Source organism: Romboutsia sp. CE17 (assembly GCF_012317385.1).
GTDB lineage: Bacteria > Bacillota > Clostridia > Peptostreptococcales > Peptostreptococcaceae > Romboutsia_E.
In genome coordinates this window covers 1,374,067-1,395,893 of record NZ_CP051144.1, presented here as the reverse complement: position 1 = coordinate 1,395,893, position 21,827 = coordinate 1,374,067, and the positions used below count along the sequence as shown (strand labels likewise).

At 27.1% G+C, this 21,827-nt stretch carries 21 protein-coding genes; 15 read left to right on the top strand and 6 right to left on the bottom strand.

The genetic code is table 11. From position 1 onward, the window contains the following. The first annotated feature begins 3 nt into the window (after window positions 1-3). The 4 genes from HF520_RS06695 to HF520_RS06680 all read left to right on the top strand — a co-directional run bounded on the left by HF520_RS06695 (window position 4) and on the right by HF520_RS06680 (window position 3,636). Window positions 4-528: a DUF3990 domain-containing protein gene (locus tag HF520_RS06695; protein ID WP_168573280.1), complete on the top strand. Its 525-nt coding sequence runs from the start codon at window positions 4-6 to the stop codon at window positions 526-528. After that, window positions 518-751, top strand: coding sequence for a hypothetical protein (locus HF520_RS06690; protein WP_168573279.1), 234 nt, complete (start codon window positions 518-520; stop codon window positions 749-751). The genes HF520_RS06695 and HF520_RS06690 overlap by 11 nt, the downstream gene beginning before the upstream one ends. 1,041 nt (window positions 752-1,792) lie before the next feature. Continuing rightward, window positions 1,793-2,236: a DUF6323 family protein gene (locus tag HF520_RS06685; RefSeq protein ID WP_168573278.1), complete on the top strand. Its 444-nt coding sequence runs from the start codon at window positions 1,793-1,795 to the stop codon at window positions 2,234-2,236. Continuing rightward, a complete protein-coding gene (locus HF520_RS06680) occupies window positions 2,236-3,636 on the top strand; it encodes a DUF6179 domain-containing protein (RefSeq protein ID WP_168573277.1) in 1,401 nt (466 codons plus the stop codon). The genes HF520_RS06685 and HF520_RS06680 overlap by 1 nt, the downstream gene beginning before the upstream one ends. Before the next feature lie 116 nt (window positions 3,637-3,752). On the opposite strand, the gene HF520_RS06675 is transcribed toward HF520_RS06680, so the two are convergent. The 3 genes from HF520_RS06675 to HF520_RS06665 all read right to left on the bottom strand — a co-directional run bounded on the left by HF520_RS06675 (window position 3,753) and on the right by HF520_RS06665 (window position 7,295). Further along, a complete protein-coding gene (locus HF520_RS06675) occupies window positions 3,753-4,517 on the bottom strand; it encodes a ferric reductase-like transmembrane domain-containing protein (RefSeq protein WP_168573276.1) in 765 nt (254 codons plus the stop codon). A 322-nt stretch (window positions 4,518-4,839) separates the two neighbouring features. Beyond that, entirely contained in the window at window positions 4,840-6,081 is a 1,242-nt protein-coding gene (locus HF520_RS06670; protein ID WP_168573275.1) for a dicarboxylate/amino acid:cation symporter, read from the bottom strand. 23 nt (window positions 6,082-6,104) lie between these two features. Beyond that, on the bottom strand, window positions 6,105-7,295 hold the full coding sequence (locus tag HF520_RS06665; RefSeq protein WP_168573274.1) for a MalY/PatB family protein: 1,191 nt from the start codon (window positions 7,293-7,295) through the stop codon (window positions 6,105-6,107). Between the two features lie 318 nt (window positions 7,296-7,613). Here HF520_RS06665 and HF520_RS06660 point away from each other — a divergent pair, with 318 nt between their 5' ends. Both HF520_RS06660 and HF520_RS06655 read left to right on the top strand, forming a co-directional pair. Continuing rightward, a complete protein-coding gene (locus HF520_RS06660; RefSeq protein WP_168573273.1) occupies window positions 7,614-8,300 on the top strand; it encodes a lysoplasmalogenase in 687 nt (228 codons plus the stop codon). Between the two features lie 7 nt (window positions 8,301-8,307). Then, window positions 8,308-8,775, top strand: a complete 468-nt coding sequence (locus HF520_RS06655) for a MarR family winged helix-turn-helix transcriptional regulator (protein ID WP_168573272.1) — start codon at window positions 8,308-8,310, stop codon at window positions 8,773-8,775. A gap of 120 nt (window positions 8,776-8,895) precedes the next feature. Here HF520_RS06655 and HF520_RS06650 read toward each other — a convergent pair whose 3' ends face one another. After that, window positions 8,896-10,119, bottom strand: coding sequence for an AraC family transcriptional regulator (locus HF520_RS06650; protein WP_168573271.1), 1,224 nt, complete (start codon window positions 10,117-10,119; stop codon window positions 8,896-8,898). Between the two features lie 218 nt (window positions 10,120-10,337). On the opposite strand from HF520_RS06650, the gene HF520_RS06645 reads away from it, so the two are divergent. Next, window positions 10,338-12,617 (top strand): glycoside hydrolase family 2 protein, encoded by a 2,280-nt coding sequence (locus tag HF520_RS06645; protein WP_168573270.1) that lies wholly within the window; start codon window positions 10,338-10,340, stop codon window positions 12,615-12,617. Window positions 12,618-12,774: 157 nt separating this feature from the next. On the opposite strand, the gene HF520_RS06640 is transcribed toward HF520_RS06645, so the two are convergent. Continuing rightward, window positions 12,775-13,092: a hypothetical protein gene (locus tag HF520_RS06640; protein ID WP_168573269.1), complete on the bottom strand. Its 318-nt coding sequence runs from the start codon at window positions 13,090-13,092 to the stop codon at window positions 12,775-12,777. Window positions 13,093-13,277: 185 nt separating this feature from the next. Between HF520_RS06640 and HF520_RS15410 the strand changes: the two genes are divergently transcribed. The 6 genes from HF520_RS15410 (at window position 13,278) to HF520_RS06615 (ending at window position 19,247) form a co-directional block, all read left to right on the top strand. After that, window positions 13,278-13,433: a DUF1905 domain-containing protein gene (locus HF520_RS15410; RefSeq protein ID WP_330586318.1), complete on the top strand. Its 156-nt coding sequence runs from the start codon at window positions 13,278-13,280 to the stop codon at window positions 13,431-13,433. A gap of 19 nt (window positions 13,434-13,452) precedes the next feature. After that, entirely contained in the window at window positions 13,453-13,737 is a 285-nt protein-coding gene (locus HF520_RS15405) for a YdeI/OmpD-associated family protein (RefSeq protein ID WP_330586317.1), read from the top strand. Between the two features lie 127 nt (window positions 13,738-13,864). Further along, a complete protein-coding gene (locus tag HF520_RS06630; protein ID WP_207711039.1) occupies window positions 13,865-14,215 on the top strand; it encodes a VOC family protein in 351 nt (116 codons plus the stop codon). Between the two features lie 241 nt (window positions 14,216-14,456). Next, window positions 14,457-15,341 carry a TetR/AcrR family transcriptional regulator gene (locus HF520_RS06625; protein ID WP_168573268.1) on the top strand — a complete coding sequence of 295 codons (885 nt, stop codon included), beginning with the start codon at window positions 14,457-14,459 and terminating at the stop codon, window positions 15,339-15,341. Continuing rightward, window positions 15,331-16,776, top strand: a complete 1,446-nt coding sequence (locus tag HF520_RS06620) for an MDR family MFS transporter (protein WP_168573267.1) — start codon at window positions 15,331-15,333, stop codon at window positions 16,774-16,776. Before HF520_RS06625 ends, HF520_RS06620 begins: the two co-directional genes overlap by 11 nt. A 323-nt stretch (window positions 16,777-17,099) precedes the next feature. Further along, window positions 17,100-19,247, top strand: coding sequence for a 5'-nucleotidase C-terminal domain-containing protein (locus HF520_RS06615; RefSeq protein ID WP_168573266.1), 2,148 nt, complete (start codon window positions 17,100-17,102; stop codon window positions 19,245-19,247). Between the two features lie 82 nt (window positions 19,248-19,329). Here HF520_RS06615 and HF520_RS06610 read toward each other — a convergent pair whose 3' ends face one another. Further along, entirely contained in the window at window positions 19,330-19,599 is a 270-nt protein-coding gene (locus HF520_RS06610) for an AbrB/MazE/SpoVT family DNA-binding domain-containing protein (protein ID WP_168573265.1), read from the bottom strand. 365 nt (window positions 19,600-19,964) lie between these two features. On the opposite strand from HF520_RS06610, the gene HF520_RS06605 reads away from it, so the two are divergent. After that, the gene (locus tag HF520_RS06605) at window positions 19,965-20,675 is read left to right on the top strand and encodes a LytR/AlgR family response regulator transcription factor (RefSeq protein ID WP_168573264.1); all 711 of its coding nucleotides are present in this window, start codon (window positions 19,965-19,967) and stop codon (window positions 20,673-20,675) included. 585 nt (window positions 20,676-21,260) lie between these two features. After that, window positions 21,261-21,461 (top strand): cold-shock protein, encoded by a 201-nt coding sequence (locus HF520_RS06600; protein WP_168573263.1) that lies wholly within the window; start codon window positions 21,261-21,263, stop codon window positions 21,459-21,461. Window positions 21,462-21,827: the final 366 nt, after the last annotated feature.

The window sequence follows — 21,827 nt, the reverse complement described above, 5'->3', positions numbered from 1 at the left end:
TTAATGACGAGAACTTTATATCATGGAACTTCTGTTGAATTCGATGGTAACAACATAGATTTAAATGCAAGCAGTAGGCCTAAAGATTTTGGTAATGGGTTTTATCTTACCTCTATATATGAACAAGCAAGGAATTGGTCAAAGAGAAGTAGGCAAATTTTAAATAATAAAAATTCAATAATAAAAGAGTATATATATAAGGAAAAGGAGAGTTTTGAAACATTAAATATTCTTATATTAAATGAGTACAATAAAGAATGGTTAGATTATATTTTAAAAAATAGAAATAAAATCAATGATTGTGAGGATAATTATGATATAGTAATTGGATTAATGGCAGATGGGAAGATAAAACAGCTAATGAGAGACTATATAAGTGATTTTATTACGGAAGATGAACTTTTAGAAGAATTACAATTTGAATATAAAACAGATCAATATACTTTTAAAACAAAGAATTCACTGAATATGTTAACTTTTATAAAAGATAATTATGATAAAGATGGGAGTGGTAGCTATGGTAAGTGATGTATTACCAACTATAGTAATATATTTAAATCGTAAATTTAATATAGAACTTGATGAAGCTATTGCAGTAGTAAAGAAATCACAAGTACTTAAGGGATGTTCAGATGATTTAGATGATATTAGCTTACAAGAGTGGCTAGGCAAATTTTTGAATGAACTTAACATAACTATTGATATGGATAAAGAAGTTGTTAGCCAGAAAATAAAAGATTTTATAAAATAGATATTATCAGTTTGGATTTTTTCCAAACTATTTTTTTGTAAACATAGCATATTATATATGATGCATTAAGATATGATTATGAAAAAGAATTAACTGATATTTTAATAAAGTTTAGTAAGGTTATTTTCATTTATCCATAAATTTAGCTTCTCCAAAAACACATCAAAATTATATACAAGTTTTGATACCCAGCCATACAAAGATAATCCATATCAAATTTAGAAGATAAGAAAATAAGCACTTCTTTAGTGGGATTATACCTATTACATTCATATCCACTAATAACAGATTTAGTAACATTATATAAGCAATCAACTTCTGGAATAGATAATCTTAATTTTAATCTAGATTTTCGGAAGTCTCTCATGGAAATTATTATCAGTAAGCTTTTCTTCAATAAATTATTAAGATGCATATTTCTAAATTCCCATAAGTCGTATATTTTTAAAAGCTTTTCTATTCTAGCAATAGCTTAAGGGGTTTTTAAATATATGTGAGGAGTTTTGATACAGTTTGTATAGTGTATGTATACTCATAGTCGAAGTTGAAATCAACTTGGAGAACCACTATGGGGAAAAATAAAAATAAAAACAAAAATAAAAATAATAAATAAAATAGTAAGTCTTTAGATAGATAATTAAAAAATTTAAATACTTGTATGAAAAAATGTTGTACTTATAAATCTATTATATAAAAGTGATTAAATGAAGCTTGTAATAATGTTTATTATGAGTTTTTTAGAGTAATAGAAAATGTTACTTATATAGGTAAGTTTCAATTAGATATATAAATATTTGACGTTATGATAGGGGAGTCGGTATTTTATACGTAGGGTATAGAGATGTAATTATTAGGACTGAGCAAAATATTATGGATGATTAGAATGGCTATACTTATATTATTGAATTTATTGACAAAAGTATTTGATTTTATTATAATTAATATTAAAACCTCAACATTAATAAAAATATTCTCAACTTAATTATATCATAAAAATAAACAAAAGTCAATAGAAAATTATAAAAAAGGAGTTGGTAAAATATGATTTCTCCAATAATATTAAAGTCATTAAATTCAAGCTTACAAATTATGCAAGAAAGTGAGATATTAGAGTTAAATGAAAAGTCACAAATATATGGATTAACTTTAAATAAAGAAGATGTTCAAGAAATAATAAATTCAAGAAATAATACCTTAAAAAATTATGGAAGAATTGAACTAGATATCAATGTAACAAAAAGAATTATAGAAAATTTATATAAATCTCAGTATACAGATAAAGATGATTATGTAGAGGTAATTAATGATTTACAGGAGATATTTTATTATTTAAAAAATGAGACTTTAGATCAAATAAGCGATATAGAAATTATTGAGATAATAGATGAATTTTATAATAATTGTAGTGGAAGAGTTGATATTGTCCAAGAAAAGTCAGAGGAGTTTGCTAAAAAATATAGATGGGGAATAGATGGTGAAATGTAATGAATTTACAAACAACAAACTATGAATTTAATATTAATAATATAGATAAAAATCAATACTATATATCTCTTGTGAAAGAGTGTATAAAAGCAAATATTATAGATAATAAAGTAATTTACACTACACAGTTAGAGCTAGGAAAGCTTTTAAAAGAAATTATCATGAAATATACTAAGGGGGAGAGTAGCTCAGTAACAAATGAAACTGCTGAAAAACTACTTATTGCTATATGGTATACAATAGATGCCTATTTATCTAGCTTTGATAATATAGAAGATAGTATTGAGGTTATAAAAAATAAAAGTTTAGAAAAAATGTATAATGAAGGAAAGATAATTTTAAAAGAAAAATTTGAAATTACAAAAGAGCTATATGAAAAAACTATTGAAAATAAGCTAGATATTGAAATTATAGCTTATAATGATACTTTACTAGAAGGCATTAAAGCTTTCTTTGTAAATTATGATATTAAATTTGAGCCTCATGATGCGCCTGGAAGTATAGATTATCCTTTGGCTTTTGATGATTGGAGCGTTAAAGGTCTTAATTATATAAAGAATTATCTTGAAAATATTAATATAGAAAATAGAATTTGTAGGTATTTTGATCAAAGTTCTATAAAGAATATGTTAGAGCAGTATGGAAGAATGTATCATATAAATTATAGAGATTTATTAATTAATGTATTTGAACTTACTATTACCAATGCTGTATTTTCTTTTATTATAAATAGAAATTATAAAACATTAGAGATTAATGAAGATGAATTTATGTATTTAGAAGAAAATCTTAAAAATTTAAATAATGATATAAGTAAATTAATAGATTTATGTGTAGATAAAATTATAGATGATTTTAATATAGTAAATGAAGATGAAATTAATTATCTTAAAAGATATAAAAAAGTCATAATAAATTCAACTATATCAGGTATAAAGAATAACAATTTTAAAAATATTTTAGTAATCACTAAAAATGAAGAAATACCTAAAAATAGATTTATAATAGAGGAAGAAAATAGTTTAGATGATGATGAATTTAAAAATATAATTGAAGCTATAATTGAGGAAGATAATATATTTAATAAAATCAATATTATAAAATCTAAGATAAATTCTATAAAGGATTTTATAGATATGTTAGAAAGTGATTGTTTATTTAAGGATGAATATACACAATTGTTTAATTCCTTAACAAATCTTGAATTATCAATTTTAGGTAAGTTTATATTTAATGAAGAGTGTAGAATGAATAAATTAAAGTTAAAAGATGTGATCTATAGTGAATTTGATATAAATAATGAGTGGGAATATTATTATATTGAATTTATTAAGAGCTTAGATGAGGATAGAATTAATAGTATCGAAATTAGTATTAATGATATGAATGAACAATCTTGAAATAAAAAAGAGATACCAAAGGAAGCTAACTTTTTTTGATATCTCTTTTTTTTAATATATTACTCTTCTTCAACAGTTTCATTAACTATATCATTAGCACCAACTATCATAGATGATTAATTATAGAAGGCATAACCATTAATTAAAGCAAATGATATAGTTGCAGCTATTATAGGAGCTAAAGATTTTGGTTTAGAAAGACCTTTTTTAACGCATTCTTTATGTATACGCATTGCAGCATAAGTAAGGAATATTATGCTATAAACTAAAACATTTACCTTATAATCTAAGATACCTGATTTTGCAATAGGAACCATTATAAACATTACATGAGCATAAATAAGTGCATAGAATAAATATGCAGTTTTTTGAAGCTTTTTCCACTTTTTAGCTCCCATTTTCTTTCTTATACTTGGGAAAGATGTAATCATTAGTGGAATCATAAGAGTTATTAATAGGATACTTATGATAGCAGCTATAAACATATTAGGTGCCATTGTTTGCGGGGCAGTAAAAAGTTTTACAAAGTGATTTTTACCAAATGAAATATTATGAGAAAGAGTAAGGATACTTGCAATTATAGATAGTTCAGCTCTAATAGGCATTAAAAATTTAACCAATGAACTTCCGTTTTTAAATGCTCCAGTATACATAACAATTACAAATAAAGCAGTAGAGAAGCTACTTTTTATTAAAATAGGGTATACGTTATTAGTAAACCAACTAGGCAAGTTAGAAATCGTGCCGGTATATGTACCTACTATTAATAAAATAGATAATATAGTAGTTATTATATAACAAAGCTTAGAATGCTTTTTTATAAAATTACGAAAAACTACTACGAAAAATATAGCAATAATGATAGAAATTAAAAAACTCATGTTTACCTCCAAATATTATGATTTTTGAATATAAATTATTTAATAAAAAACAATTATGATAAAATTATAGTTCATGCAATAAGTAAAAACAATAATCATTTTCAATTAATAATATTTAATATAAAAATAGATAGAAATACATAAAAATAACTATAAAATAATTTCTAGTTGATATTACATTATAGTTTTAATATAAATTTACTTAAGGAAAAGATATAAGTTGGAAGCATTATATAAAAATATAAAAGGCTATGATTTTTCATCATAGCCTTTAGATATAAATTTACTATTTAATTTTTAATATGTCTTATAGAATACACGATTATATTTTTAGACTTTGTTTTGTTTGTTCCTTATCATTCATCCAATTTTTACCTTCCACGAAGCGTGCTATAACCATGGCTAGGCCTGTATCTCCTGTAACGTTAACTACTGTTGCTGGAGGATCAGTAATAGTTCCGATTAATACCATTATAGGAATTGCAACAGTTGGGAAACCAAAAGCTGAAATTATGAATATTTCAGCAACATATCCACCGGCTGGAATAGCACCCATGACAATAGATGCAACAATTGATACAACAATAGATAAAATAATATTTTTAGGTGTCGCATAAGTCATACCAAATACTGAGCATAAAAATGCAATTTTTAATATTTGAATTATACAAGCTCCATCTTTATGCAAGTTAGCACCTAGTGGGATTGTAATATCAGCAACATCATCAGGTATTCCAAGTTCTTTAGCTTGGATTATATTTACTGGTAAAGTTGCAGCTGATGAACATGTTCCAAGTGCTGTTAATGTTGATGGTAATGAAGTTTGCCACCATTTTTTTACACCTTTTGTGCCAGCACCTATATATGCCATAGCTGTTTGTGAAAATACAAAATAAATAATAACTACGCAAAGGTAAATTAAAAGTGCTCTTGATAGAGGACCAATAACTTGCTCACCATATTGACCTATTAATATTGCAAAGTAACAACCAAGACCAATTGGAGCTATTTTCATAACAATTCCTATGACTTTTATAATAATCTCAGATAAACTGTCAATAAGCTTAAGAATAGGCTTACCTTTTTCTCCAGACATTATAATTGCAATAGAGAATATAATAGTGAAGACTATTAATGCCATTAAATTACTTTTAGAGAAAAGTAGTGGGAAATCATTGACTGTAAACATTCCTAAGAAGTTCATACTACCTTCTATGTTTTCTACATCTTGTGTTAAATCAAGAACAGCTCCTTTACCTGGATCAAATATTAGACATGTAACTACCATAAATAGACATGCTATAATTCCAGTAACAATAGTTCCTACTAAAAATGCTAAAAGAATTTTTTTTAGTTTTGCTAAGTTTTCCATTTTAGCAATAGCTGATGTTAATGAGCAAAATATTAAAGGAACAACACAACAATATAATAAGTTTAAGAAAATATCCGCAACTGGCTGTAATACTTGTGCGCCCTCTCCCCAGAAAAATCCTATAATGCCTCCAAGTAACATTGAAGCTAATAATAATATAGATGATTTATAAGTATTCCATAAAGTTTTCATGTGTATCTCCTATTCCAAACCCCTTATTTATTTTTTATGTTACGAAGATTATCTTTTATATTTGTTATTGCTTTTAGAACTATATCAGGATGAGTTCCTAGATTAAGACGTATAAATCCTTTCCAGTTCTCACCGAACCATTCACCATAGTCTACAGCTAATCGGCATTTATCTTGTGTAAATTCTTTAATTTGATTAAGAGGTATATATTTTCTTAAATCCATAAATAAAAGATAAGTTCCTTCTAGTGGAGCAATGTATGTGTCAGGAAACTCTTTCATCTCATCAACTACAGTATTATAGTTGTGTAAGATTACCTCTTTAAGAGCTTGATACCATTCCTCTCCACCTTTTAATACAGCCTCTACAGCAGTCAAGCCAAATATATTTACTTCAACCTGATTATAAATTTTAGTGAATTCATCCCAAGTATTTCTAAGCTTTTCATTTTTTATTACAATTGTAGAAGTTAAACAAGTTGCTAAATTAAAGGTTTTAGAAGAAGCAAATGCAGTAATAACCATATCTTCATATTTACCATTAGCAATAGAAGCTGTTGGTATATGTTTGTGTTCTCCAAAAACAAGGTCTTGGTGTATTTCATCAGATATTACTAATACATTGTGGTGTTCACAGATTTCAAGTAATCTTTCAAGTTCTTCTTCTTTCCATACGCGTCCGGCAGGATTATGAGGAGAGCAAAGAATAAATAATTTTACATTATTTTCAATAATGTTTTCTTCAAATTTGTCATAGTTTATTGTGTAAATTCCATTGTCATAATTTAAGTCACATGTTATTAAATTTCTATTACTATCTTTTACACAGTTATGGAATGGATAGTAGACAGGTGTTAATATAATTACGGAATCATTTTCTTTTGTAAACATATTTACTGCCCAATATAATGCTGAAACAACACCTGGAGAAGTCCTTATCCAATCTTTCTCAATTTTATATCCATGATGATTGTATTCCCAATCAATTACAGCTTGATAATAAGTATCAGGCACATAAGAATAACCAAATATACCATGATCGATTCTTTCTTTTAGTGCGTCAGTAACACATTCAGGTGTTTTAAACTCCATATCAGCAACCCACATTGAGATAAGCTCTGGATCGCCAAATCTTGTATCAAGCGCATCCCACTTTAAACAATTTGTTCCATTCCTTTCTACATAATATTTCTCACAAAATTCTTTTACATTCATGTTATCCCCCCTTAAAAAAACAATATTGTTTAATTACTAGACAATATTATTAAGATGATTATATGGAATGGCCAAATGAATGTCAATTGATTGTTTATCTCATAAATAATAATCTATTGTAGGGATAGTATAAAGCATTGCGATAGTGTGATTTTTTATTGTTTTATGTATTTGTATATCATCATATTCTAAAAATTAATACTATTTTATTAAAAATAAAGAGTGTCTGACTAACTTGTTGACAAATCAACAAGTTAGCGTTATATTAAAAATGTTGATTTATCAACAAATTTTAAAATTACATAGAGAGAAAATAATATGAAAAAATCACTTGTGATGGCAAATGCCATTATGCTAGCTTTAATATTAATTTTTGATGTATGGTATATGTTTGGTGGTGGATTATTTGCTAAATCTATTGCTAGTATCATGTTTGTGATAACAGGACTTATTAATTTTATGTATTGCATCAAAAACAAAACGAACTTAAAATTTCCTATATGGATGATGGTTGCCTTAATATTTGCTATGTTAGGAGATATACTACTAGTACTTAATTTCTACCTTGGTGCAGCAGCATTTGCAGTGGCTCACATATTCTATTTTGTATCTTACTGTATGTTGGAAAAAATGAATCGTAGAGATTTTATATGTGGCATTAGTATTTCGGTAATTGGACTGTCTGTTATATTGTTTACTCCGTTTTTAGATTTCGAAGTAGCTTTAATGCAAAGTGTATGTTGTGTTTATGCTATTATAATTTCATTTATGGTAGGTAAGGCAATTTCAAATCTAGTGAAAGAAAAGAGCTCTATAAATATTATAATTGCAATAGGAAGTATTTTATTCATATTCTCGGATCTTATGCTGATGTTAAACATGTTTGGAGATATTCCAGGAACAAATTATCTATGCCTTGGAACTTATTATCCAGCACAGTTCTTACTTGCGTTATCTCTATTTGTCTATGGTTCTATTAACTTATCAAAGAAAAGAAAGATATAGCATAATTATGATGGAACTTATAGAACGCTTCGAGATATTTACAAATTCTCTTACAAAGGCATATAAGTGTATTCAAAAAATTAAGCTTGCCGAAGCAGAGCGTATGGGAATGAAGGCTAACCATATGATGTGTATGTATTATCTGGGTAAAAATCCAGAAGGACTTACTGCTACGGAACTATGCAAACTGTGCATTGAAGATAAGGCTGCCGTATCGAGAACGATTGTTGACCTTACTGAAAAAGGCTTTGTAAGGCCTGCCGAAAGGGATTCTGGACGTAAATATCGTACAAAAATTATGCTGACACCAGAAGGTATAGAGATAAACAAGCAGATGAATGAGGCTATCGCTATGGGTGTTAGCAAGGCTTCAAGCAGCTTAAATGAGGAGGACCGAGAGAATTTCTATCGAGTATTTTTACATATTACAGATAATCTTGAAAGGATTTGTGACTTATATAAACAAGAGAAGTAAAAGAAATATATTAAACGAAAAATTAATATGTATGTTTTGAGATAAGAATAATGCTATAAAAAAAGAGCTAAGTTTTTAGCTCTTTTTTATTATAGAAAATTATATTTAGTTACATAAATTTTATTTAGACTTTAGGCTATTTCTATATTGTTTTGGTGAAATTCCAACTTCCTTCTTAAATAGTGTATAAAAATAAGATGTATTATTTAAACCAATTAAGTCTCCAATTTCTTCTATAGATAAGTTTGTACTCTTTAACAATTCAATTGAGGTATCAATTCGTTTTTTATTAATATATGTAATAATATTAACTCCCAATTCTTTTTTAAATAAACGAGTTAAATAATCAGGAGAAAGACCAACTTCATGAGCAACACTTTTTACAGTAAGGTTAGATGAAATATTTAAATTAATAAACATAAGAGCCTGTTTCACAATTTCTGAATATTGTGAGAGAGAGTGCTCCTTAGTAAGAAGACAATAAGAATTTATCATTTGAATATGAAGATTATTAAGTACTTCTAATGATAGTGCTTGTTCTATTTTTATTGCCCATTTACCTGATAATTCATCTAAGTATATAGGATGTACCCCACCAAAATAAGCAGCTTTACGAAATAATGTATTAGCAGTTAATAGTAAGTTCTTCGTGTTTCTTACAGAGTCTTTAGTACGAATAATTTCTGAACAGCTTATAGGATATTTTGCAAATTGTTTTTGAGCAAGGATTATATCACCATTTTTAATATAAGATAGCAACTTATCCTCAGCAGCATATCTATCTTCAAGTTCTTTATACATAGATGTACGATTCATATTTTCAACAAATAAATCATAACTAGAATCCTGTTTTGGCAAAATACTTAAGTCAATAGTATTTAGACGAGGCGGTAGTTGATTATTTGTAATATATTCATTTATAGTAGATAAAATTTCAAATACTGTTGTTGCATCAATAGATGGAATCGATTGATAATAAAGTTTTAGTTTAGCAGAATGGTCTAAGTTAAGTTTTAGATTATTAATAATAGGATAAATTAAATCATCAGTAATAGGATCTTCTACAAAAGGTCCAATAACAAGGTGCTCATCTTCTTCTTTTGATATACACAATATATAATGATTTGTATTAAATGGAGTTATAATATTTGTAATAGTAGAAGTTTCGCATTGTTTAAGATACGGCTCTATACACTTAAGAAGATGATAATTTATCATAGAAAAAAAATCTGAATCTTTTTCAAAAGTTAAAGAATCCCATTGGAATTTTTTGAAATGTTGTACTTTCACTGGAATACATTTTGATAATAGTTTTGTTGTAAAATTTATAATATCTAACTGCATAAATTTCTCCCCTTAATCGTAATAAGTAATTAATCTCTATTTAGTAAAAATGTAAAAAAACGGATATATGAATATTATAGACGGATATGTAAATAAAAAAAAGTGCTTTTCTTGTTATAATTAACTTATCACTTAGGAAAATGTTTATTCTAAGAGATGTAAGTTTGTTAATATATCAAATTATATATATATACATTTTAGATTTAAGGAGGAAATAAATGAGAAAAGTATATAATTTTAATACAAAATGGGCATTCTCTAAAGAAGCTTCAGAAGCACCAAAAGTAATGCCAGATAAATGGTATTGGGTTTCATTACCTCACACTTGGAATGATATAGATGGACAAGATGGAGGAAATGACCTTTATAGAGGAACAGCGTATTATGCAAAAGAATTAGAAAAAATAGATTTACCAAAGGCTGATAAATACTATTTAGAATTTAATGGGGCTAATTCTTCTGCAACTGTATATGTTAATGGAAAGAAATTAGCACATCATGATGGTGGTTATTCTACATGGAGAGTAAACATTACTGATGTATTAGAAGATAAAAACTTATTCGTAGTTGAAGTAGATAATGCTCAAAATGATAGAGTATATCCACAAAATGCAGACTTTACTTTCTACGGTGGACTTTACCGTAATGTAAATATACTTTCATTAAACAACTCACACTTTGATGTAGAATACTATGGTGGACCAGGAATAAAGGTAACTCCAGAAGTAATAGATGCAAATGCTAAAGTTGATGTAGAAGTATTTACAACAAATACTATGGAAAATCAAAAATTAGTATATATATTAAAAGATCAAGAAGGAAATATAATAGAACAAAAAGAAACAAATGCATCAGAAACTTTAGTTACATTTGAAATAGAAAATGTTCACTTATGGCATGGTAAAAAAGATCCATACTTATATAGTGTTGAAGTATTATTAAAGCAAGATGATGAAGTTTTAGATAATGTAAGCACTAGATTTGGATGCCGTACTTTTAAAATAGATCCAGAATTAGGGTTCATATTAAATGGTGAAGAATATCCATTAAGAGGGGTTTCTCGTCACCAAGATAGATGGGGAATAGGTAATGCATTATTACCAGAGCATCATGAAGAAGATATGGATATGATATGTGAATTAGGAGCAACTACTATACGTCTTGCTCACTACCAACATGACCAATACTTCTATGATTTATGTGATGAAAGAGGTTTAGTTATATGGGCAGAAATACCATATATATCTACACATATGCCAAATGGTAGAGAAAACACAATATCTCAAATGAAAGAATTAATAACTCAAAACTATAACCATCCATCTATAGTTGTATGGGGATTATCAAATGAGATAACAATGTCAGGAGAATCTACTGAAGATTTAAGAGAAAATCATACAATATTAAATGACTTAGTACATGATATGGATAAAACTCGTTTAACAACAATAGCTTGTGTATCTATGTGTAGCATGGATGACCCATACGTACAAATACCAGACGTAGTATCATACAACCACTACTTCGGATGGTACGGAGGAGACACATCTATGAACGGTCCTTGGTTTGATGAGTTCCATGCAAAATATCCAAATATACCAATAGGGTGTAGTGAATATGGATGTGAAGCATTAGATTGGCATACATCAAATCCAGATCAAGGTGATTATACAGAAGAATATCAAGCATACTACCATGAAGAATTAATAAAACAATTCTTTACAAGAAAATATATGTGGGCAACACATGTATGGAATATGTTTGACTTTGGAGCAGATGCGCGTAATGAAGGTGGAGAAAATGGACAAAACCACAAAGGTTTAGTTACATTTGACCGTAAATACAAAAAAGATGCTTTCTATGCTTATAAAGCTTGGTTATCAGATGAGCCATTCGTTCATATATGTGGTAAGAGATATGTTGATAGAGTAGAGGAAACTACAAAAGTTACTGTTTACTCAAATCAACCAGAAGTAGAATTATTTGCAAATGGTGTAAGCCTTGGAAAACAAACTTCACTAGAACACTTCTTCTATTTCGAAGTACCAAATATGGGAGAAACTACTTTAGAAGCTATAGCTGGTGACTGTAAAGATAGCAGCTTTATACGTAAAGTAGAAGTATTTAACGAAGATTATCGTTTAAAAGAAAAGGGTGCTATATTAAACTGGTTTGATATAGATGCACCAGAAGGATATTTCTCTCTTAACAATAAAATATCTGAAATAATGGAATGCGAAGAAGCTGGAAAAATACTTACTGACTTTTTAACTCCTTTAATGTCAGGAATGATGGGTGCAGACCAAGTAGGAGAAAAGAAAGACGAAGATAAAGAAAATAATAATATAGATAGTCTAATAACAATGATGGGAAGCTTTACTATACTTAGATTAACAAGTCTTCTTGGTGCTGGTCATGTAGAAGTTACAAAAGAACAATTACTTGACTTAAATGAGAAATTAAATAAAGTTGCATGCCCAGTTGAATCTTTAGCATAGGCTATAAAAGAATAGTTTTTAATTAATAATATATACATAATAGAGTAAGGTAGTTACATAATAAATACCTTACTCTATTTTTATATCTATAATTATAAATAATACATAGTAAATCTTGTTTTAAAAATTCATATAGTTTTTATGAGAATATAGAACTTTATTTAATCCTGCGATACGTATCTGCTGGAAACATAAAACCACTAATAGCGATACGCTCATCAGAGTTTTCTCCTTTGATAGACCATACCCTAAATGAGTAATCTTCTCCTTCAATTTTACCTATTTGTTTTTCTAATTTTAAATCTTCCAAGCTATTGAATGGTTCAACTTTATATTGTTTTTCTCCTAAAGTTAATATATCATTATCCGTATCCCATGTATAAGTATCAAGATTTAAGTATCTTGTATAGAAGAATACACTAATTGATATAATGACTATTAAAAGTATAGACACTATTTTTAAAATTTTTTTCATATTGTATTCCTTTCTTGGTATTGCATTTTCGCAATAATACAAATGCTCTATTTTATTTATGGATATTTTACCATATATTTGAAATTAAATGAAATGTTCTACTATTTATGATGAACTTCTTTTTGTAAGTAAGGCTTTGTTATATAATGATAAATATCAAGAAAGTAGAATAAAAGGAGTTTAGTATGAGTTATAAGTTTGAAGCGACAATAAAGAAAATAGAAGATAAAGATGCAACTTTTATAGAAATTCCGTTTGATGTAGAAAAAGAGTTTGGAGCAAAAAGAGTCAAAGTAAAAGCTAAATTCGATGGAGTAGATTATAGAGGCTCTTATTGTTAGTATGGGACAAGGATGTTATATGATAGGTATTACTAAAGCCATAAGAACGCAAATTGGTAAAAGTTATGGAGATAATGTTTTTGTTGAAGTAGAAAAAGATGAAGAAGTTCGTGAGATTGAATTACCAATAGATTTTAAGACTGAATTAGAAAAGAATGAAGAAGCTTTAAAATATTATAATAAGCTGTCATACTCAGCACAGAGAAAATATTATCAATGGATAACTAGTGCTAAAAAAGAAGAAACAAGAAAAAGAAGAATTATAGAAGCAATTTCAAAGTTAGAGTCTAATATAAAGTTATAAATATATATTTAAGTATACAAAAATCCACACATTGGGTAGTACCAAGACCTGTGGATTTTTTTAAGTTTATAAACAAATAGTAAAAGTGCTATAATAAACTTAATTACTAGAATTGGGGGAATTAAATATGAAAATGGCGCATATTACAATCAATACTCAGTGTTTAGAGGAATCAATAAGTTTTTATCAAGAAGTAGTTGGCCTTTCGATACAAAATGATTTTAGAAAAACATCAGGAATGCCAATTGTATTTTTAGCTAATGCACAGGGTGAAACTTCAGTAGAGCTAATTGAAAATAAGGAGAATAAATATAGTGGTGATGGAATATCCATTGGTTTTCATGTAGATAATGTAATAGAAGCTCATGAAAAAATGGCAAATGCAGGATTGAATCCAACTCCTATAATTTCACCTAATCCAAATGTAAAATTCTTCTTTGTAAAAGATCCTAATGGAGTTAATATACAGTTTATTTAAAACATAGCTAAAATTTATTTCATTTTCTTTATATCCAGTACTTGAAAGTTTTCCTTTATTAGTAGTTATCCTAGTCAAAATAAAAATACATATTAAAAACTTAAAGAAATAGGAGCATTTGCTCCTATTTTTTTAATTATATTAAGTATATTGCAATTTTAATTAGATAAGAGTAGAATATATATTAAAGTGAAAACTTATCAGTACTAAAATAAAACTAAATAGTTTTGAAAGGTGAATTATGAATAAAAAACTTTTAATAATAGAAGAAGCTAAAAAATTATTTATTGAAAAAGGAATTAATAATACATCTATAGATGATATATCTAAAGCTTGTAAAATATCTAAGGCAACCTTTTATAAATACTTTGAACATAAAGAAAGCATAATAATGTCAATTTTAAAAAACTGTCAAAATGATTTAGACAATAGTTGCAAAAATATAGATAGCAACTTTGATATCCAATCAATAGATAAACTTAAACAAAAAATTATAGCTATATGGGAATATAAGTATAAAATTTATGATCTTAACTCTTATATAGCAAGAGTATTCTCTAAAAATAATGAAGACTTTAATAAACTTCAACAAATAAATAGAGCACATATGATTAGTGAATATAGAAAAAGCTTACTTATGGCTTATGGATACAATATAAGGGATATAGTATGGGATGTAATATTTGTAATAGATGGTTTGATTTACGAATTTATAATCCTTATGAGAAATAATAAACAACACTTTGACCCTGATTTTGTTGGAGATTTTATTCTAAATATTATAGAAAATACTTTAAATAATAAAAAGGTCTTTATGAGTAAGGATATACTAAATGGAGTAGAAGGCTATGAAAGTAAACTTACATACAAAGATTATGAAGATTATTTTTATCAAAGATTAAGTGAAATGAAGGATATTATTAATAAAAATAGTGAACTAGAAAATAAAAGCAGATTACTTAAGGCTATTGATGAAATAGAAATTCAAGCAAATAGCAATAATTTTGATTCTTTGATTATGGATGCTATGATTGCATATTTAGCGACAGAGAGAAGTTTGACAGATAAGATTGATTCATTAAATAGAATAAAAGATAAGTTAGGGGATGATATTAATGGAAAGTGAAATTTTAAGTGCTAATTCACTTACTAACAAACAGAAAAAGACAATACTTATAACTATAATGATGGGGTCTTTTTTAACGACGCTTACTCAAACAGTTTTAACTTCTGCATTACCAAGTATAATGACAGATTTTAATGTAAGTGCAAATACGGGGCAATGGCTAACAACAGTTTATATGTTAGTATTAGGGGTTATGATTCCTGCAACACCATATTTGATAAATAGATTTTCTACTAGAACGCTATTTATATCATCAATGGTGTTTTTCTTTGTAGGTTGTGTATTATCTATAACATCACGAAGCTTTGGTATGATGATAGTTTCTAGAATATTACAAGCAATATGTGGTGGGATAAATATGCAGTTAGTTCAAATACTAATGATGAGAATGTACCCAGTTGAAGAAAGAGGAACAGCTATGGGGCTATATGGTTTTATAATAGGTGTTGCTCCAGCTATAGGACCAACATTAGCAGGTGCTGTAATAGACTCTTTAGGCTGGAGATCATTATTTTACATATTAGGAAGTGTAGCATTACTAGACGTTATACTTGCATTAGTATTCCTTAAAAATATAGGTGAAACTAAGAAAGATAAGTTAGATGTAATATCTTTAATATTATCTACATTAGGTTTTGGTGGATTATTAATAGGTATTAGTAATCAAGCTAACTATGGATGGGTAAGTTATTTAACTTATTTACCACTAATAGTAGGTATAATATCATTAGTGATATTTACTGTAAGACAATTAAAACTAGAAAAACCGCTATTAAATTTAAGAATATTTAAATACAAAGAATTTGTAATAAGTATAATCCTTATTGTAATAATATATGCAGTTATGACATCTTCATCAATGTTGGTTTCATTATATATGCAATCAATGAGAGGATACTCAGCTTTATCTACAGGATTATTAATGTTACCAGGATCAATATTAATGTCAATATTTAGTCCAATAGCAGGTAAGGCTTTTGATAAGCATGGACCTAGAAAAGTTATAATACCAGGGATTCTATTCTTAGCTATAGGTACTTTATCATTCTCATTTTTACGTGTTAATACTCCAGTAATGTACTTAACAGCAATGTATGGTATGAGAATGTTAGGAATAGCATGTGTATTAATGACAGTTACAACTTGGGGTATAAATAGTTTACCAGCTGATGATATACCATCAGGTAGTGCCATAGGTTCTACACTTCGTCAAATAGGTGGATCACTAGGTTTAGCAGTGTTTATGTCAATAATGTCTACTGTATCAGCATCACATATTAAAACTATGTCACCAGTACTTGCCAATATAAAAGGTTTAAATGTTTCATTCCTTTCATCAGCAGTGCTTATATTAATAGGTTTAGTAATAGCTATTATATTTATGAAGGATAATAAAAAGAAATCAAATGATGAGTTAGAAAATGTTATAGCATAATATTAAAGAGCTTTAGACCAGTAATTTAAAATGGTTTAAAGCTTTTTTTATTATAAAAGAACTATAACATGAGTTTACTTATATACGGGTATTTTTGTTATGTTGATTATAAAGTTAGCTAATATAGTTAAAAAGAATAATATAAAATAGCAAAAAGTATCACGAATATACATAAAACAATAAAAAAATATAAAAAAATTTAAAAAAATATAAGAAATAGTATGGACTAATTAGCAAAATATGTTATTATATTAATGAAAAAACGAACAATTTCTATATTTTGTTCGAAAATATTTGAAAATTATTATATGAGGGAGAGCTGTATGATAAAAAGAAATGGACAACGTATAGCAGCTATAGCTATGGCAGTAGCATTAATTGGACAAAATGCACAATTTACTTACGCATTAGAAAACTTAACAGAAACTGTAACAATTGAAAGTGAAGCAACTACTACAAATGAAGTTTCAACTGAGGAAACAACAAAAGTGGAATCAGAAACTGATAAAGTAGAAGAAGAGAGCTTATCAAGTACCGAGGAAAAAGCAGGTACAAACAAAATAACAATATTACACACAAATGATACTCATGGTAGATTAAAAGCAGATAATAGTGTAATAGGTATAGACACTGTTGCAGCAATAAAAAATAATACTGAAAACTCAATATTAGTTGATGCAGGAGATACTATACATGGTTTACCATTCGTAACATTAAGTAAAGGTCAAGATGCAGTTGATTTATTAAATGCAGCTGGATACGAATATATAGTTCCAGGAAACCATGACTTTAACTATGGATATTCAAGATTAGTTGAATTATTCAAAAATAGTGTAACATTAAAAAGCGGTGAAAATAAGCTTAGATTATTAGCTTCTAACATAAAGAAAGATGGAAAATCTGTATTCGAATCTAATAACATAAAGGAAATGGAAGTTAATGGAAAAACTGTAAAAGTTGGATTCTTTGGTATAGCTACAGAAGAAACAGCTTATAAAACAAATCCTAACAATGTTAAAGGAATAGAATTTACTAGCCCAATAGATGCAGCAAAAGAACAAGTTGCAGAATTAGAAAAGCAAGGTGCAGATGTAATCGTAGCTTTATCACATGTTGGAACTGATGAAAGTAGTGACCCTACTGCATATGATGTTATAAATTCTGTTGAGGGTATAGATGTATACGTAGATGGACACAGTCATACAACATTTGAAAATGGTGAAGATGTAAATGGTACTTTACTAGTAAGTACAGGAGAATACTTATCAAATCTTGGTAAAGTTGAAATAGAATTAAATGAAAATAACGAAGTAGTAAATGCTACTGCAAGCCTTATAACTAAAGAAGAAGCTTTAAAAGTAACTCAAGATGCAAAGGTTGCTGCTAAAATAGCAGAAATAGATAAGGCACAAGGTGAAGTATTATCTGAAGTAATAGGTACAAATACTATAGACCTAGATGGAGATAGAAATAGCGTAAGATTTGGTGAAACAAACTTAGGTAACTTAATAACTGATGCTATGATGGATGAAACTGGTGCAGACTTAGCTATAACAAATGGTGGAGGAATACGTGCTAGTATAAAAGCAGGAGATATTACTAAAGGTGATGTAGTAAGCGTTTTACCATTTGGGAACTTTATAGTTACAAAGCAACTTACAGGAGCTCAAATAAAAGAAGTTCTTGAATTTGGTGTAAGAAGTTATGGAGAATCTTTAGGTGGATTCCCACATGTAGCTGGTATAAAATTTGTAGTAGATCCAAGTAGAGCAGTTGGAGATAGAATAATATCTTTAACTATAAATGGTGAAGCTTTAGATATGAACAAGACTTATACAGTAGCAACAAATGACTTTATGGCAGCTGGTGGAGATGACTATCCATGTTTTGGTGATATTCCAACATTAAATGAATATTCTTCATTAGAAGAATCACTAGCAAACTTTATAAAAACTTTAGGAACTGTTAGCTACACTAAACAAGGTAGAATACTTGCTGGTACAATGGTTGATGGTGCTATAAAAGTAGAAGTTGAAAAAGAATACTTAAAAGATATCTTATCACAAGCTATGAAAGCTGGATACACAGTAAACGTAAGTGAAGAAGGAAAAACAGTAGTTAAAATATACAATGATGAAACTAAAGAATTAGTAGCTACATTAGAAGTAAAAGATGCTACAGTTGAAGAAGTAAATGCTTTAGTTGATGAAATAAATAAAGAAATAGAAGATGAAACTACTACTCCAGGAGATGAAAATACTGGAAGTGATGATGAAAACCAAGGTGGAAATACTTCAGATAATGAAGATAATACAAACCAAGGTTCAAATAACGAAGATAATTCAAACAACTCAAATACTACTAAGCCATCTAATCCACAAACAGGTGATGCTGGTATATTAGGATTTGCAGGATTAGGAGTAGCTGCTATAGCTGGTGTATTTTTAAACAATAGAAGATTTAAAAAATAATATAATTTAATAATTGATTAAACTAAAAAAATGCTTATCATTTAGAATAAGCATTTTTTTTAGTTTAAATTACTTTATGTATTTATTTACTAAACTTTTCAATTATTTCTTTTAAGCATGAACTACAAATTGGAAAATTATTATAATGTTCTATATCTTTTTCACTATTACAAAAACAACAACTTAATTCCGATTTTTCAATTTGGATATGGTTTTTAAATAATTTTATATTAACTTTTTGATTTTTTTTAAATTTTAATTTATCTCTCATTCCTTTTGGTATAACAATTCTTCCTAAATCATCAATACTTCGTTCAGTTCCTAAAGATAAGTCTTTAAATTTATCTGCCATTTTTATCCTCCAGTAGTAAATCTTTTAATTTTATTTTACTAGAAAATGGTGGAAATTTAACTGGAAATAAATTCCTGTACCAGATTTATTTTAAATATTTTAGTTAAGATTTAAAACAAATCTAAAGCTTTTATAAACCTAATAAATATGAGAAAAATATTTATTAGAATTTAAATTATAAGGCATTAATACAGTAAATGTGAAGATATTAAAAATATAAAAATCCAAAAAGTAATATTTAACATCCAAAATGCTATAATTGGCATATAATAAAGGGAAAATATGGTAAAATATGGTAAAAAGGTATAGAGTGAAGTAATATATATACTATAACTGTACTAATAAGCAAGGAAAGGGTTTTGATTTTGATTAATATAGCAATATGTGATGATGAATCATATTATAGAACAGAGATTAAGGATATTTTGAGTCCATTATTAAACTCATATTCTATAAATTATAATATTTATGAATTTTCATCAGGAGAAGAGTTATTAGATAATTATCCCCAAAATTTAGATATATTAATTATGGATATACAAATGAAATTAATTAATGGAATGGATACAGCAAGAAAAATAAGAGAGTTTGATACAAATGTAGAAATAATATTTATGACTTCATTTCCAGAATTTATGCAAGAAGGGTATGAGGTTAAAGCATATAGATATATATTAAAGCCTATAAGTGAAAGAAAAATTGAAGAAAATATTTTACCATGTATAAAAGAAGTAATGAAAAAAAGAAATCGTTATATAACTATACATGCTAAAAATTATATAGATAGAATTAAAATAGAGTCAATTATTTATATTGAAACAGATAGACCTAATATATTAATTTATACACATGATAAGATGTATACTACAAGAATGAGTATTTCTAAAATGGAAAAAATTATAAGTGAGTATGGATTTTTTAGATGTCATAACAGTTATATAGTTAATTTAAAATTAGTAGAATCAATGGATGGAAAAACTTTAAGAATTAATGGAAAAAATATACCTATAAGCAAGTACAGGGTTAAAGATTTAAAATTGGCAATGACCAATATACTCGGTGATATAGTATGCTAGAGGTATTAAATAGATCATTTTGGAATATAATTACAAGATCTATAGATTGGATTATATTCTTTTTTACAATTAAGATAGTTGGAAATAAAAATAATAAAAGCAAAAATAAATATTTGTAAAAAAAATAATATTGAGTTTGAAGATAATATAAATATATCTATATTGAGTTTTATTAAATAAATTCTACTATGGTAGAACAGTGATGATTTAGTATTAGATACATTCGTGGGGATTATAGGTTACTATATGTAACTACGTTTTAAACTATACTTTTTAATATTGAAAGGATAGTACATAGTAAAGGTACCTTAACTTAATTGTTAGGTACTTTTATTTTTGTTTTTTATTATAATGTTATTAATATTTATAAAAGAGGGTAGTTACATATGAAATTAATAGAAGTTAAGTCTGATATAAATATAAAATATTTAACAATTTAAAAATAAAAAATACTATTTGAGTTGTTTATGAAAAATAAATAAAAAAACTAGTATCAAATAATTATTAAATGCATATAATAATATATGTAGTAATATACAAATAAATTAAGGAAAATCTAGGAATAGATTTATAGGAGTATTTTTTATGAATAATGGAATAGTAAAATGGTTTAACAGTGAAAAAGGATTTGGTTTCATATCATCAGAAGGCGGAGATGATGTATTCGTGCATTTTTCGGCAATACAAACTGATGGGTTTAAATCATTAGAAGAAGGTCAAAGAGTAAACTTTAATATAGTTAAAGGTACTAGAGGTCCTCAAGCAGAAAACGTAACTATATTATAATATATATGTTCGTTAAAAAGACACATTGTGTGTCTTTTTTTGTGTTTAAATTAATAAAAGGACTATAACTTAAGATAGGTAGCAAGTACGGATTTTCAAAGAAGAAGTTGAATAGATTTTAAAAATAAAAATCATATAGGAGTATAGAGTAAAGCAGATAAGAACGATATTATTATTGAAATAGATATTATAAAGAAAAAGGAGATATAATGGACTTAATTTCTAAAATAATATATTTCATATAGATTACCTTTGATCTTATGACTTATAGCCTCGTTAGAGGCACGAAATATTAGCATTTCACTAATCCACATCCAGCGTATTCGTAAATTATCATAAGTTAGAGCATTCAGCTTTAGTAAATTA